We start from the raw sequence: 12,924 nt of genomic DNA, 5'->3' as shown, positions 1-12,924 counted from the left end.
GTTTTGTAAGTATCTCAATGTTTTCTTTTAAATTAATGTAAATGGTTCTCAATTACATTTCAAAGAGGGCAATCGATAAACCGAATTAATTTTTCTTATCCGAACAAAATTTAATCATATTTAATTTCTTGAAGAACCTTGGAACTATAACTAGCCTTTTAACATAAATATAACAAACTGTGTTGAAATCGTAGTTTTTGTGATTTTTCGTAAAGTTGTTCGATATTTGCATCGGGACGCAAGGAAGCTCGCGCAAGCGTAGCGGCTGAGCAGAGGAGAGATCTTTTGAAAAGATTAACGACTACTCTAGCCTTATCACTGAATGTGATTTTAATCACATTCTCCTCTTTCAGTTGGTCAAAGGAAAGTGACTACAACATGACCAAAGGGGTCACAGCGATAAGTGGGCAAGTGTATGAATTACATATGCTGATTTTCTATATCTGCTGCGTAATTGCTTTGATTGTATTTGGTGTCATGTTCTATTCCATCTTTCGTCATCGCAAGTCAAAAGGAGCAGTTGCTGCACATTTCCACGAAAGTACAAAAGTGGAAATTATTTGGACAGTCATACCTATCATCATTCTTGTCGCCATGGCGATTCCCGCAACGAAAACTTTAGTCGCAATGGAAGACACAAGCCAATCAGATATCACGGTCAAGATCACAGGCTCGCAATGGAAATGGCATTACAGCTATTTTGGTGAAGATGTGGAGTTCTTCAGTTTGCTTGCCACCAGCCAAAAGCAAATTGATGGTATCGAGACAAAAGGCGCGCATTATCTATTGGAAGTAGACAACCCTTTGGTGTTGCCTGTGAATCGTAAAGTGCGTTTTTTGATGACTTCTGATGATGTCATTCACTCATGGTGGGTGCCGGATTTTGCTGTCAAGAAAGACACCATCCCTGGTTTTATTAATGGAGCATGGACAAGAATTGATGAGCCAGGCGTATATCGCGGTCAATGTGCGGAGCTATGTGGTCGTGCACACGGGTTCATGCCGGTGGTGGTGCATGCGATGGAAGAAGAAAAGTTTGATGAATGGTTAGCGAGTAAGAAGGAAGAAATCGCACTTCAAAAAGCCGCGGCACAAGAAGCGCTCTCTCAAGACTTATCCATGGAGGAGTTGATGTCGCAGGGCGAGTCGATATACACGGCGCGTTGTGCTGTGTGCCATCAGGCGAATGGTGAGGGGATTCCGGGTGCATTTCCCGCGATTAAGGGCAGCCCTATCGCAACAGGCCCAATTTCAGAGCACATTGATGTGATTGTGAATGGCCGTCCGGGCACTGCAATGCAGTCTTTTTCGAACCAGTTAAGTGACAAAGAAATTGCTGCGGTCATTACATATCAGCGAAATACGTGGGGCAACGACACTGGCGATACGGTGCAAGCATCCGATGTGAATGCCTTTAAGGCACAAGGCAGTGCTAAGGAGGAAATATGAGTAAGCCAACAGATAAGGCAGTGAAGTCTGCTCCAGCGGAAGCCAGTGCAAACAGTACCATTGCGATTGATGATGGCCATGATCATCATGCTCCCCAAGGTATTGCTCGTTGGCTGTATTCCACAAACCATAAAGACATTGGCACCCTGTACCTTTGGTTTAGTTTCGCGATGTTTCTGACTGGTGGTGCGATGGCGATGGTCATTCGTGCCGAACTATTCCAGCCTGGACTTCAGCTGGTTGATCCACAGTTTTTTAATCAAATGACTACGGTACACGGTTTGGTGATGGTGTTTGGTGCTGTGATGCCAGCATTTACGGGCCTTGCTAACTGGATGATTCCAATGATGATCGGTGCTCCAGATATGGCGCTACCTCGTATGAACAACTTGAGCTTTTGGATTCTACCTTTTGCATTTCTTATTTTATTGAGCTCGTTGTTTTTACCTGGCGGCGGCCCCGATTTTGGCTGGACGTTCTATGCTCCGCTGTCCACGACTTATGGCCCAGATAGCACCGCGCTGTTTGTATTCTCTGTTCACATCATGGGGATCAGCTCCATTATGGGCGCGATCAACGTTATCGTGACGATAGTAAATATGCGAGCTCCGGGAATGACTTGGTTCAAGTTACCAATGTTTGTTTGGACTTGGTTAATCACCGCTTTCTTGTTGATCGCGGTTATGCCGGTATTAGCAGGTGCGGTGACGATGGTTCTTACTGACAAATATTTCGGGACTAGCTTCTTTGATGCTGCTGGTGGCGGTGACCCGGTGATGTTCCAACACATCTTTTGGTTCTTTGGTCACCCAGAAGTGTACATCATGATTTTACCGTCGTTTGGCATCATTTCTGCCATCCTTCCTGCTTTCAGTGGCAAGAAGCTGTTTGGTTATCATTCGATGGTTTACGCGACGTGCAGCATTGCGTTGTTGTCTTTCCTTGTGTGGGCGCATCACATGTTTACAACGGGGATGCCAGTTTTTGCAGAGCTTTTCTTTATGTATTGCACCATGCTGATTGCGGTACCAACAGGGGTGAAAGTCTTTAACTGGGTCGCCACCATGTGGCGTGGGGCTCTGACATTTGAAACGCCAATGTTGCTTGCCATTGCCTTTATTGTGCTCTTTACGATTGGCGGTTTCTCAGGGTTGATGCTGGCGATTGTGCCGGCGGATTTCCAATATCATGACACTTACTTCGTGGTTGCGCATTTCCACTATGTGTTGGTATCTGGTGCTGTATTCTCGATTATGGCGGCAGCGTACTATTGGCTACCTAAGTGGACAGGCAATATGTACGACCACAAGCTGAGTTTGTGGCATTTCTGGTGCTCGATTATTTCAGTTAATGTTTTGTTTTTCCCGATGCACTTTCTAGGTTTAGCGGGTATGCCAAGACGTATCCCGGATTACGCTATTCAGTTTGCTGATGTCAATCAAATCGTCTCTATTGGTGGATTTGCGTTTGGGTTGTCACAATTGATCTTTTTGTGGGTGGTGATTAAGTGTATTCGTGGCGGTGAAAAGGCCGCTGCAAAACCGTGGGAACGTGCGGAAGGCTTAGAATGGACAGTGCCAAGCCCGGCGCCCCATCATACGTTTACTACGCCGCCTAAAGTCGATTAAAAACGAAGGGGTGAGTGAGATGAAACCGAATCCATCAAACAAAAAGCTCACAGTGAAGTTGCTTTTAGCGACCCTTTTGATGTTCGGGTTTGGCTACGCACTTGTCCCATTGTATGACGTAATGTGCGACGCACTGGGTATCAATGGAAAAACAAGTGAAGTGGCCGCCATTCAACCAACTGGTATGCAGCCAGATATGAGCCGAACCATTCGCGTGGAGTTTATGGCGCATGTAAGCCCCGATATGCCTTGGGAGTTTAAACCCAAAGTGATTTCGATGGACGTTCATCCCGGTGAAGTCGTGCAAACCGAATACCTTGCATTTAATGAAAGCGGGCAGAAGTTGGTAGGGCAAGCCGTTCCCTCTGTTTCTCCCGGGAATGGTGCCGCTTATTTCAATAAGATTGAGTGTTTTTGTTTTAACCAACAGCCTTTGGATGGCAAACAACAAGCTCAAATGCCGTTGATTTTTTATATCGAACCGGACTTACCGGAGTCGATACACACGTTAACGCTGTCTTACACACTCTATAAACTTCCCCCTCCTACAGGTTCTTAGCCACTCAAGGAGAGAGATACAGACCAAGGCTGGTCAGTAAGGAGAGAAATTATGAGTAACAAGCCAGGAACATATTATGTTCCCGCTCAAAGTAGCTGGCCGATCATCGGTGCGTTTGCTCTATTTTTAGTTGCCGTTGGTGCAGGAATGACCGTTCAGGGGACACAAAGTGAAGGGGCTGTGGGAACCATTGGCAGTATTGTGCTAGCGGTAGGTTTTCTGTTCTTGCTTTACATGTTGGCGGGCTGGTTTAGTAATGTGATTACTGAGTCACTGAGTGGAAAGTACAGCTCGCAAATTACTCGTTCTTTTCGCCAAGGGATGAGCTGGTTCATCTTCTCTGAAGTGATGTTTTTTGGTGCCTTTTTTGGTGCGTTATTTTACGCCAGGATGATTTCTGTGCCTTGGCTAGGTGGGGCAGATAACAACTTCATGACCAACGAGGTTTTGTGGCCAACCTTCGAAGCTATGTGGCCACTCACACTGACTCCGGGTGGAGAAACAACGCAAGCTATGCCGTGGCAGGGCATTCCCCTTACTAATACTATTTTGCTGTTATTGTCGTCGATTACACTGCATATGGCGCACATAAGCCTTGAAAAAGACAAAAGAACGGCACTGATTGTTTGGTTGGAAATCACCATCGTGCTTGCGGGCTTTTTCCTATATTACCAAGCGGTTGAGTATGTTCATGCTTATCAAGAAATGGGGCTCACGTTGCAATCTGGTATCTACGGAAACACCTTCTTTATGCTGACGGGTTTTCACGGTTTGCACGTTTGTCTTGGGACGATTTTCTTAATCGTATTATTGCTCCGAATCGCTAAAGATCATTTTTCGTCTAAGAACCATTTTGCCTTCCAAGCAGGTAGTTGGTATTGGCACTTTGTGGATGTGGTTTGGTTATGTCTATTTGTGTTCGTGTACGTGCTGTAGGTGCATTGGGCGATTAGTTAGGACGGGGATTCGGAGCCAGCCAGCCTGAACTGAGCGCAATAAGTAGAAGGATAACTACTAAAGCGGAGAACATGACTCGACGGCCTAAGTAATGACTCATAGGTTTGTCTCTTTTTTCGGGATTATCTGGGTCTTCACGAACCATTTCGATAAGCGCTTTTGCGAGGTTGAAGATAATGAAAAGCAGCAAAAGGACAAGCGTCAGTTTGAATAGAAATACGGTGGACATAGCACCTCCGGTTTCATCGTTGTTGTTATCAAGACAATTATGGCTATCGAAACGGTTTTGGGTTGCAGTTGGTTTAACTGTGGTTGTGTTTTCTCTTTTGGTCAAACTGGGTTTTTGGCAGCTTGAAAGAGGGCAAGAGAAACAGGCTTTGGAACAAGCCATTCTTGCGCGAGCGGATAGTGCGTACCAAGCATTAGGCGAAGTTCTTGAAGAAAACGATTGGAGAGAAGGCAGCATTCTCGGGAAAAAAGTGGAAGCTAATGTTGTTCCTCAGGCGTTTCCCGTGATTTTACTGGATAACCAAACGCATCAGGGCAATGTGGGCTATTTAGCATTTCAGATTGTCTCTATGAGTGATGAATCAGGAACCTATGCATTATTAGAGCTTGGTTTTGTGGAGGGAATAGCAGATCGTTCAGTATTACCAACCGTCACAACACTCGAAGTGTCGACCTTTATCACGGGACGTCTGTACCGAAAATCTGCTAACCCGCTGAGCTCTGAATTAATGCCAGAAGTTGGCGATGCCATTCGTGTGCAGAACCTGAATATCGTGCAACTGAATCAGCTACTTAATATTGAACTTATGCCCGCAGTCTTGCAGCCAGACAATCTAAAAAATTGGCCTTACGACTTTCCTTGGAACCCATTGCCGCTCAACAGCGCCAAGCATTTCGGTTATTCGATTCAGTGGTTTTCGATGGCGGGCGTTTTCTTATTATTGACCTTAATTGTGTTTGTTCGTTGGCAAAGAAAATTGCGTCATATGGAGGTGAAGCATGACATCTAAAGTAACCAAAGGGCGGCTAATGTTGATTGCGTTGGTGTGTACGTTTGCGCTTCCTGCCGTCATCGCTAAGGTCATTCTCACCCAAGGGTGGTATCAAAGCGGTGTGACCAATAGAGGTGTGTTAGTTGAACCATACACAACGTTAGAGCTACTTGGTCAAGAGTCCCCACTCAAGGAGCACAGGTGGCAACTCGCTTATGTTTTACCTAATGAGTGCACAGAACAATGCAGGCAGCAGCTTTACTTGCTTCAGCAAAGCCATGTCGCTTTAGGAAAATATCAAGAGCGTGTGGTGCCGGTGCTTTGGCAGACAGAGTTGTCCGGTACCGTAGATGTATCGATGACGACAATGCAAATGAATCAATCGGTTACCGCCAAAGTGAAACCCGGACAAATGTTAATCGTTGATCCTCTAGGGCAATTGGTGATGTCTTACTCGCCAAAACCGAATGAAGATTTAGTCTCGTTCAACAAAGGTATGTTGGCGGATTTACGCAAGCTCTTAAAATTGTCACGAGTTGGTTAGAAAGGGGCGTATATGAAGTTAATTCAGTTGGTTAAATTCAGTTTGCTCCTAACTTTCGTGGTGATCATGTTAGGCGCGTATACTCGCCTTTCTGATGCAGGGTTAGGTTGCCCTGATTGGCCCGGCTGCTATGGGCACTTTGGTGTGCCTCATCAAGAAGAAGACGTAATACGTGCCAATCTTAATTTCCCTGAACGGGCAGTCGAGCATGAGAAAGCATGGCTTGAAATGATTCATCGCTATTTTGCAGGAACGTTGGGTTTGGTCATTTTTGCCATGACAGTGATATCAATGAGGTCTGAGCGCGTGAATCCTACTATTCCGATGCTGCTCAGTGTACTGGTGGTCGGGCAAGCACTTTTGGGGATGTGGACCGTAACGCTCAAATTAATGCCAGTCATCGTAATGCTTCATCTGCTTGGTGGCTTTACTTTACTGGTTCTGCAGGCGATTTTTTACTGTCAGTTAAAAGCGCAAAATAATCTCTATTTTTCTCCATCTTCCAGCTCGCTGCGAGGCTTCTCATTATTGGTCTTTCTGGTTGTTTTTATGCAGGTGCTGCTCGGAGGGTGGACTTCGTCAAACTATGCCGCGCTCATGTGCACCTCACTGCCGATTTGTGAGGGAGATTGGATGAGTCATCTCTCATGGAAAGAGGCGTTTTCTTTCTGGCAAACCGGATTCGAGAATTACGAGTTTGGTGTATTGGAGTATCCGGCAAGAATGACCATACATGTTACGCATCGCCTCGGTGCGATTGTAACCGCCACCGTCGTATTGGCTTATAGCATTATGCTCATGAGGCAAGATTCCCATCATTCACAGCGCATTGGAGGATGGTTACTACTCACTTTAGCGTGTCAAATTATGTTGGGCGTGAGCAATGTCGTATTCCAACTTCCTATTTATGTCGCCGTGGCACATAACTTGGGTGCCGCCATTATGTTAAGTCTTGTTTGTGTGAGTCAGTTTTATTTGTGGCAAGGCAAAAAAGCTTGGAGTTACACCGCGAAAGGAGTTCGCTATGAGTAAAGAAATCGCACTGTCGTTAAATGAGCGAAAGCGACTAAGTTCCGTTTATTTGAAGTTAACGAAGCCTAAAGTAGTCGCATTAATGCTGGTGACGGCCGTTGTCGGGATGAGTTTAGCGCCTGTTACTGAGTTTCCTTGGTTGCAGGCGGCGGTTGGCCTAACAGGCATTGGTTTGATGGCAGGCTCCGCGGCAGCGTTTAATCACCTGATTGACCGCCGCATTGATGCGAGAATGTCTCGGACACACAAACGTCCGTTGCCATCGGGTGAAGCTAAGCCGTTATCGGTGATAACCTTTGCGACGGCGTTAGGCGTCATAGGGTTTGTTCTTTTATATGCGCTGGTCAACCCACTGACGGCATGGCTGACTTTGATGAGTTTACTCGGCTATGCGATGGTGTACACCATGTACCTCAAACGCGCTACGCCCCAAAATATCGTAATTGCAGGTATTGCGGGTGCGATGCCGCCTCTTCTCGGTTGGACTGCCGTAACAGGGCAGTTGCATGCGAATGCTTGGCTGCTTGTGATGATCATTTTTATCTGGACGCCACCACACTTTTGGGCACTCGCAATTCATCGCGTAGAGGACTATCGTAAGGTGAATATTCCAATGTTGCCAGTGACACATGGTATCGAGTACACCAAAACTTCTATTCTGTTGTATACGGTGTTGTTGACGTTGGTTTGTGTGCTGCCGGTGTTGGTTGGAATGGTCGGCGTAGTTTATCTTTTTGCCTCGTTACTACTTAACGCTGGCTTTATGTACCATGCATGGAAGCTAAAATACGCGCCAGAGCTCAATACCGCGATGGAGACGTTTAAATTTTCTATCTATCACCTTTTTGCGTTATTCATTGCATTGCTTTCGGATCACTATATTGGCTTGTAGCCTCTCTTTAAACAGAAAACGCCGCGTGGTTCGCGGCGTTTTTGGTTTTGATAGTTTGGCTTTAATGCAAAGTTTCTAGAACTATTGAATCTCTAACAATTCAACATCAAAGATCAAAACACTTGCTGGTGGAATTGGGCCTGAGCCACTTTTGCCATAACCGAGCGTGCTTGGTACGAAAAGGCGGATTTTTTCACCTTCGACCATGTATTGTAGGCCTTCTTGCCAGCCTTTAATGACTTGGTTAAGACCAAACGAAATTGGCTCACCGCGATTAACGGAGCTATCAAACACAGTGCCATCAATCAACGTGCCGTGGTAGTGCACTTTGACTTTGCTTGTCGCGGTTGGGTGAACCTCACCTTCGCCTTTTTCAAGAACAATATATTGAAGACCACTTTCTGTTGTAATGACGCCTTCTTTCTTCGCATTCTCGAGCAAGAATGCTTGGCCTTTCGCAAAGTTTTCATCCGCTACTTTATGGTTTGTCCAAGTGCGGTAAATGAAAAAGCCCGCCAGAATGAAAATAATGAGAGGGAACAAAAATTTAGACACGTAAGCTCCTTGTCTATTTAGGTTGTTTTAGCAAATAGTTAATGGTTTCTGCCATGGCTTCGACGCTGTCATGACCACCAGTAATGACTTGGTATTTTCCGTTAACGATAAAGGCTGGAACGGAGTTAATTTGGCCGCGAGTCGTGATCGCTTCTGCCTTAGTGATGTACTCAAACAGCGTTTTTTGCTGTGCTTCATCTAAATGGTAAGGGCTGATAAGGTTGCGAGACTCAAAGGCTTTGTCTACGGCGATTTGACGTTCCTCAGCAGTCGCATCAGGACCCATTTGTACGGCAGCAAAAAGATCCGCCATAAATGCTTTGTCAGGTGTCGACTCTAGCTGCATGACTGCAGTGTAGAAGATGATGGCGCTTACTTGTGCACTTTCATTGAAAGTTACATGCATTTTTTCAACGCTTTGCTCAGTTAGCGATTCGATTTGAGGGACAAACTCTTCCATTGAACGGCAGTGGCCGCAAGTTAGGGCAAAAGCTTCTGTCAATGGCGCCAAATCATATTCTTCAAGGGATACAGGCAAAACTTCGTATTGTTTGCCTTGCTGAGGCTGAGTGTTGCCGCTATCGCATGCCGACAAAGCCATCATAGCGGCAATCACAGCAAAGCCTTTCGATATGGTTTTTAACATAATAATGCTCTAAGTAAGAAATTTGCGTTAGTTTATCGGTTAACGATAGTGACTAAAACCATTAAATAACAATAAAGTGAGACGATTGGTAACAGACTTTTCCTGATGTGTAGGCTGCAGGGAGATATTTTGGCATCGCTTTTTATTTGAGAGATACTTGATATTGATTCCAGTGGCATGAACGCTGCATATACAAACCAATCGGCGGATAAAAGCGCTAAAGATTTGGCGTGTTTTGTCGACACAATGGACAAGAGTTTTTCTAAGTTGGTAGTGGTATGAAGCAGTGGTTTTTAATTGTTTGCGGCATTCTGACTGGGTGCAGTAGCCTTGATCAAGACATGGTTCCTGGCGGGAACATTTTAGATACAGCTCCTAAAACAAACACCGAGCTGAGACATCCTGAGTGGGGCTATCCGAGCGCCTCCAGTGTGGCTTCTTCACCTCGCACGTATCAGACTGAGAGGGCATCAGTAAAAAAGTCGCAAAATGTGACCTCTCTGGAAATGTTTCTGAACAGGCACAATATTCCTCATGAGACACTCAGTGGCGGTCACTTAATGATACGTTTGAAAGAGCAAGTGCATTTTCAAACTGGCTCTGCTCAGTTATCAGCGCAATCTCAAGACTGGATTCGAAACATTGGTCACTATCTAGCAGGAAGAACGGATGTGGATGTCGTGATCGATGGCCATGCCGATAGCACGGGAGCCGCCAGCTTTAATGACACGTTGTCAGAAAAACGAGCTCGTGAAGTGGAAAAGCAACTGCTGGCGACGAGTATTCCTCGTCAACGCGTGTTTTCTAGAGGTTTTGGCGAGTATGTACCGCAGTGCAGCAATGCGACAGCCAGTGGCAAAGCTTGTAATCGACGCGTAGAGCTAACGCTGATCGTTGATGAGTAAGGCGGTGGCTGGTCGATAAACTACGTCGTGTCGTTTTCACTGAGCCCTTATGTGTTTACTGGCGTTTCCGTCTGGGAATGAGCAAGAAGAGTGAACCCAAAGGCTAGGCATAGCAACGAGCAGCTAGACTGAATAGAAAAGAGGCACCTGTATGGTGCCTCTTTTACATCCGCCAATGTTCATAGGGGGAACTTAGGCAAATTCTTTTTCAACGTAAGCGACGATGTCAGATGACTCGTATAGCCACTGTGTTTCGCCATCTTTTTCGATACGCAGACAAGGGACTTTAATTCGTCCACCACCTTGCTCCAGTTCAGCTCGATGAGTCGGGTTATTTTTTGCATCACGTAGCTCAATGTTCACTGATTGACGCTTCATTGCACGGCGGACTTTTACGCAAAAAGGGCAAGCTTCAAATTGGTAAAGTGCGTATTGCTTTGCTTTTTCATCAATACGTTGTTGTTCTTCTGCACTGCGTTTAATACCACGAGGTGAGAACACGGCGTTCAGCAATAAGATAACCTTGCCTAAAATCCAACGGATAAACTTCATAATGATCCCTTGATGTTCATTGGGTAATTGTCCTTTAAAAATGCAATAATGATGCTTGTTGCATTGAGCGTGAAGTCTATCAGTTGTTTGAAATGGATAAAACCATGTATTTTATGCGGAAAATAAGCGTTTTAACCTGCCCCAAAAACCGCTAGTCGAAGCTGGACTGGCTTCTCTACCTAGATAAAAGCTTTGCATCAGTTCGGTTCTGAATGCATCAACATCCATGCGTTTTACAACAAGCTCGTGTTGCAATGTATTCTGAGTTTGCTCGGCATGATCGTGCGCCAAGCTAAAGTCCATATTCAAATAGCCTTGAGTATAAAGCCAAAGGTGAGTTATCAAGATAAGGTCTTCTGCGGACTGGTTAGTGAACTTATCCGCGTGCTCATCACCCAAGGAGTCAGTCAGCACTTGCTGCATTTGCTGGGCAGAATGCGCATGTTGCTCATAGTTAGCGCTGGCTTCAATATGCGACTTAGTCAAAAGACCAAGCAGGTGAAGAGTAGGCGCCGTGGCGGGTTTGTTCTCACAAACTTTTGTAAACAGTTGTGACTGTTCTTTTAACCAACGTCGCTTTGCCGCTTTATGTTCTTTAACGAAGGGAATTTCTTTGAATCCCATCTCTTGACTCAGTTCATTAAGAGACGTCATGGCTTTTTAGTTCCTTCACCGTTACTTCGACGTGTTGATCGTTGATATCAACAAAAATAGAGCTGCCGGTAATCATAACAGAAAGGCTAGTGCCTCGGTCAAGGTGCTGACAAATCAAGTCGATAGCGTCGTAGTCAAAGCTTTCTACGTTGACGGGAAGCATTGAGAACTTTCCTGACATTTTATCCCACCATACCGTCGCTTTAGTGTTATAAGTGTAGACTTTCACGTGTTTTGCTAGGCGAGAGGCTTTCTTAATTCTTTCTGGTTCTGGTTCGCCAATTTCAATCCAGTGAGTAATGCTTTGATCATCGCCAACATGCCATAAATCAGGCTCTTCAATTGTAGAAAGCCCTTTCGTAAACTCTAAATTACTTTGAGCGTTTAAGCAGTAAGCTAAAACACGAGCCAGCATTCGTTGAGGTTTTTCTGAAGGGTGAAGGGCGATAGTTAGATTTTTAGAATCGTAATAGTCGTTATTCATATCGGAAATGGCGATACGAAATTTATAAATAGTCGGTTTAAGAGCCATGGATTTATATCGTTTTTGTTGGCAAAAATAAGTTATAGACAAAAAAATAGCCAGCTTTAGAAGCTGGCTATCGTATCAAATTCTTTAAGAATTAAAGTACTTTGATTTGCTCTGCTTGAGGGCCTTTTTGACCTTGAGAGATAACAAATTCTACTTTCTGGCCTTCAACTAGAGTACGGAAGCCGTCACCAGTGATTGCAGAGAAGTGAGCAAATACGTCAGGACCGTTTTCTTGTTGAATGAAACCGAAGCCTTTAGTTTCGTTGAACCACTTAACTGTGCCAGTAGCTGTGTTAGACATGTCTATTTCCTAAATATCTAAATAATGTAATCTTTCGCCTCAACGGCGCTTATAGCGTGGAAAAATAAATTGCTATTGCGTACCACAGGACGACGGGTTACAAGTAATCCAACGAAATGTGAAAACAAAGAACTTTCTTTCTAGCCGTGTTTGAGTCTAGGTTAATTCCACGAAGAGTCAACATATATTAGTGCTTTATGGACAAATATTTGTATTTAGTCACTATTTAACCAGCATGTTTTTGATTAAATTTCAAATAAATGACGGTGATGTGAAGTTTTCAGCATAAAATTCAACTAAATCTATAAATTTGACTTATTTATATAATTATTGTCCAATCTGGTTCGACCATTAAGGAGGATTTATGGCAAAACCTAAAACCAGTCCTCAGCCGAATGAGTTACAACACGAGACCGATTTCGGCAGAGGTGAAATCAAGGACAATGCGTTAAAAGCGGTTGTCACCAGTCAATTGTTCAGAACACGAGTAGTAAAAGCGAAAAAAGGTAAAGGCAGCTTCAGTCGGAAAATGAAGCATAGAGGCAAAGAGCCCTATTCAAAGTTCTCCCCGATGTGGATTTTGAATAGGGCTTTTTTATTGATGCTGGTTTTTATCAAACTATTCAAATTCAATGGTTTAGTGTTAGTTAAATCACTCTTATCTCACCTTATACTGGCTAGCTTTCTTCTTAAAACTAGACGCTGAAAAGTACCAAA

The 12,924-nt window shown here is 44.5% G+C and carries 17 protein-coding genes; 10 read left to right on the top strand and 7 right to left on the bottom strand.

The window, feature by feature from the left end; all coding sequences use genetic code 11:
* Positions 1–285: 285 nt before the first annotated feature.
* The 4 genes from coxB to FKN16_RS10620 are packed head-to-tail and all read left to right on the top strand — an operon-like array spanning position 286 to position 4,572.
* On the top strand, positions 286–1,449 hold the full coding sequence (coxB, locus tag FKN16_RS10635; protein WP_170902653.1) for a cytochrome c oxidase subunit II: 1,164 nt from the start codon (positions 286–288) through the stop codon (positions 1,447–1,449).
* On the top strand, positions 1,446–3,077 hold the full coding sequence (gene ctaD, locus FKN16_RS10630; protein WP_170902652.1) for a cytochrome c oxidase subunit I: 1,632 nt from the start codon (positions 1,446–1,448) through the stop codon (positions 3,075–3,077). Before coxB ends, ctaD begins: the two co-directional genes overlap by 4 nt.
* Before the next feature lie 19 nt (positions 3,078–3,096).
* Positions 3,097–3,636 (top strand): cytochrome c oxidase assembly protein, encoded by a 540-nt coding sequence (locus FKN16_RS10625; protein ID WP_005391173.1) that lies wholly within the window; start codon positions 3,097–3,099, stop codon positions 3,634–3,636.
* A 51-nt stretch (positions 3,637–3,687) separates the two neighbouring features.
* On the top strand, positions 3,688–4,572 hold the full coding sequence (locus tag FKN16_RS10620; protein WP_170902651.1) for a cytochrome c oxidase subunit 3: 885 nt from the start codon (positions 3,688–3,690) through the stop codon (positions 4,570–4,572).
* A 13-nt stretch (positions 4,573–4,585) separates the two neighbouring features.
* Here the strand turns inward: FKN16_RS10620 and FKN16_RS10615 are convergent, their stop codons facing one another.
* On the bottom strand, positions 4,586–4,822 hold the full coding sequence (locus tag FKN16_RS10615; RefSeq protein ID WP_170902650.1) for a DUF2909 family protein: 237 nt from the start codon (positions 4,820–4,822) through the stop codon (positions 4,586–4,588).
* Between FKN16_RS10615 and FKN16_RS10610 the strand changes: the two genes are divergently transcribed.
* The 4 genes from FKN16_RS10610 to cyoE are packed head-to-tail and all read left to right on the top strand — an operon-like array spanning position 4,770 to position 8,062.
* Positions 4,770–5,612 (top strand): SURF1 family protein, encoded by an 843-nt coding sequence (locus FKN16_RS10610; protein WP_170902649.1) that lies wholly within the window; start codon positions 4,770–4,772, stop codon positions 5,610–5,612. The genes FKN16_RS10615 and FKN16_RS10610 overlap by 53 nt on opposite strands.
* Positions 5,602–6,138, top strand: coding sequence for a hypothetical protein (locus FKN16_RS10605; protein WP_047008370.1), 537 nt, complete (start codon positions 5,602–5,604; stop codon positions 6,136–6,138). The genes FKN16_RS10610 and FKN16_RS10605 overlap by 11 nt, the downstream gene beginning before the upstream one ends.
* A 12-nt stretch (positions 6,139–6,150) precedes the next feature.
* The gene (locus FKN16_RS10600) at positions 6,151–7,170 is read left to right on the top strand and encodes a COX15/CtaA family protein (RefSeq protein WP_170902648.1); all 1,020 of its coding nucleotides are present in this window, start codon (positions 6,151–6,153) and stop codon (positions 7,168–7,170) included.
* A complete protein-coding gene (cyoE, locus tag FKN16_RS10595) occupies positions 7,163–8,062 on the top strand; it encodes a heme o synthase (protein ID WP_170902647.1) in 900 nt (299 codons plus the stop codon). Before FKN16_RS10600 ends, cyoE begins: the two co-directional genes overlap by 8 nt.
* Positions 8,063–8,143: 81 nt before the next feature.
* Here cyoE and FKN16_RS10590 read toward each other — a convergent pair whose 3' ends face one another.
* Both FKN16_RS10590 and FKN16_RS10585 read right to left on the bottom strand, forming a co-directional pair.
* Positions 8,144–8,617, bottom strand: coding sequence for an FKBP-type peptidyl-prolyl cis-trans isomerase (locus tag FKN16_RS10590; RefSeq protein ID WP_005391162.1), 474 nt, complete (start codon positions 8,615–8,617; stop codon positions 8,144–8,146).
* A 13-nt stretch (positions 8,618–8,630) separates the two neighbouring features.
* On the bottom strand, positions 8,631–9,263 hold the full coding sequence (locus FKN16_RS10585; RefSeq protein ID WP_170902646.1) for a thiol:disulfide interchange protein DsbA/DsbL: 633 nt from the start codon (positions 9,261–9,263) through the stop codon (positions 8,631–8,633).
* Positions 9,264–9,541: 278 nt separating this feature from the next.
* On the opposite strand from FKN16_RS10585, the gene FKN16_RS10580 reads away from it, so the two are divergent.
* Positions 9,542–10,168, top strand: a complete 627-nt coding sequence (locus FKN16_RS10580; protein WP_053809556.1) for an OmpA family protein — start codon at positions 9,542–9,544, stop codon at positions 10,166–10,168.
* A gap of 192 nt (positions 10,169–10,360) precedes the next feature.
* Here the strand turns inward: FKN16_RS10580 and FKN16_RS10575 are convergent, their stop codons facing one another.
* From FKN16_RS10575 to FKN16_RS10560, 4 genes are all read right to left on the bottom strand, one after another.
* Entirely contained in the window at positions 10,361–10,720 is a 360-nt protein-coding gene (locus FKN16_RS10575; protein ID WP_053809555.1) for a glutaredoxin, read from the bottom strand.
* 111 nt (positions 10,721–10,831) lie between these two features.
* On the bottom strand, positions 10,832–11,374 hold the full coding sequence (locus tag FKN16_RS10570) for a hypothetical protein (protein ID WP_104972781.1): 543 nt from the start codon (positions 11,372–11,374) through the stop codon (positions 10,832–10,834).
* Positions 11,361–11,906: a YaeQ family protein gene (locus FKN16_RS10565; protein WP_005391156.1), complete on the bottom strand. Its 546-nt coding sequence runs from the start codon at positions 11,904–11,906 to the stop codon at positions 11,361–11,363. Before FKN16_RS10565 ends, FKN16_RS10570 begins: the two co-directional genes overlap by 14 nt.
* 91 nt (positions 11,907–11,997) lie before the next feature.
* Positions 11,998–12,207 (bottom strand): cold-shock protein, encoded by a 210-nt coding sequence (locus FKN16_RS10560; RefSeq protein ID WP_005375625.1) that lies wholly within the window; start codon positions 12,205–12,207, stop codon positions 11,998–12,000.
* A 364-nt stretch (positions 12,208–12,571) separates the two neighbouring features.
* Between FKN16_RS10560 and FKN16_RS10555 the strand changes: the two genes are divergently transcribed.
* A complete protein-coding gene (locus FKN16_RS10555; RefSeq protein ID WP_104972780.1) occupies positions 12,572–12,913 on the top strand; it encodes a ribosome alternative rescue factor ArfA in 342 nt (113 codons plus the stop codon).
* Positions 12,914–12,924: the final 11 nt, after the last annotated feature.

This window comes from Vibrio sp. 11-4(1), from assembly GCF_013048625.1.
Classification (GTDB): Bacteria; Pseudomonadota; Gammaproteobacteria; order Enterobacterales; family Vibrionaceae; genus Vibrio; species Vibrio diabolicus.
This window is presented reverse-complemented; position numbering and strand designations above follow the sequence as displayed.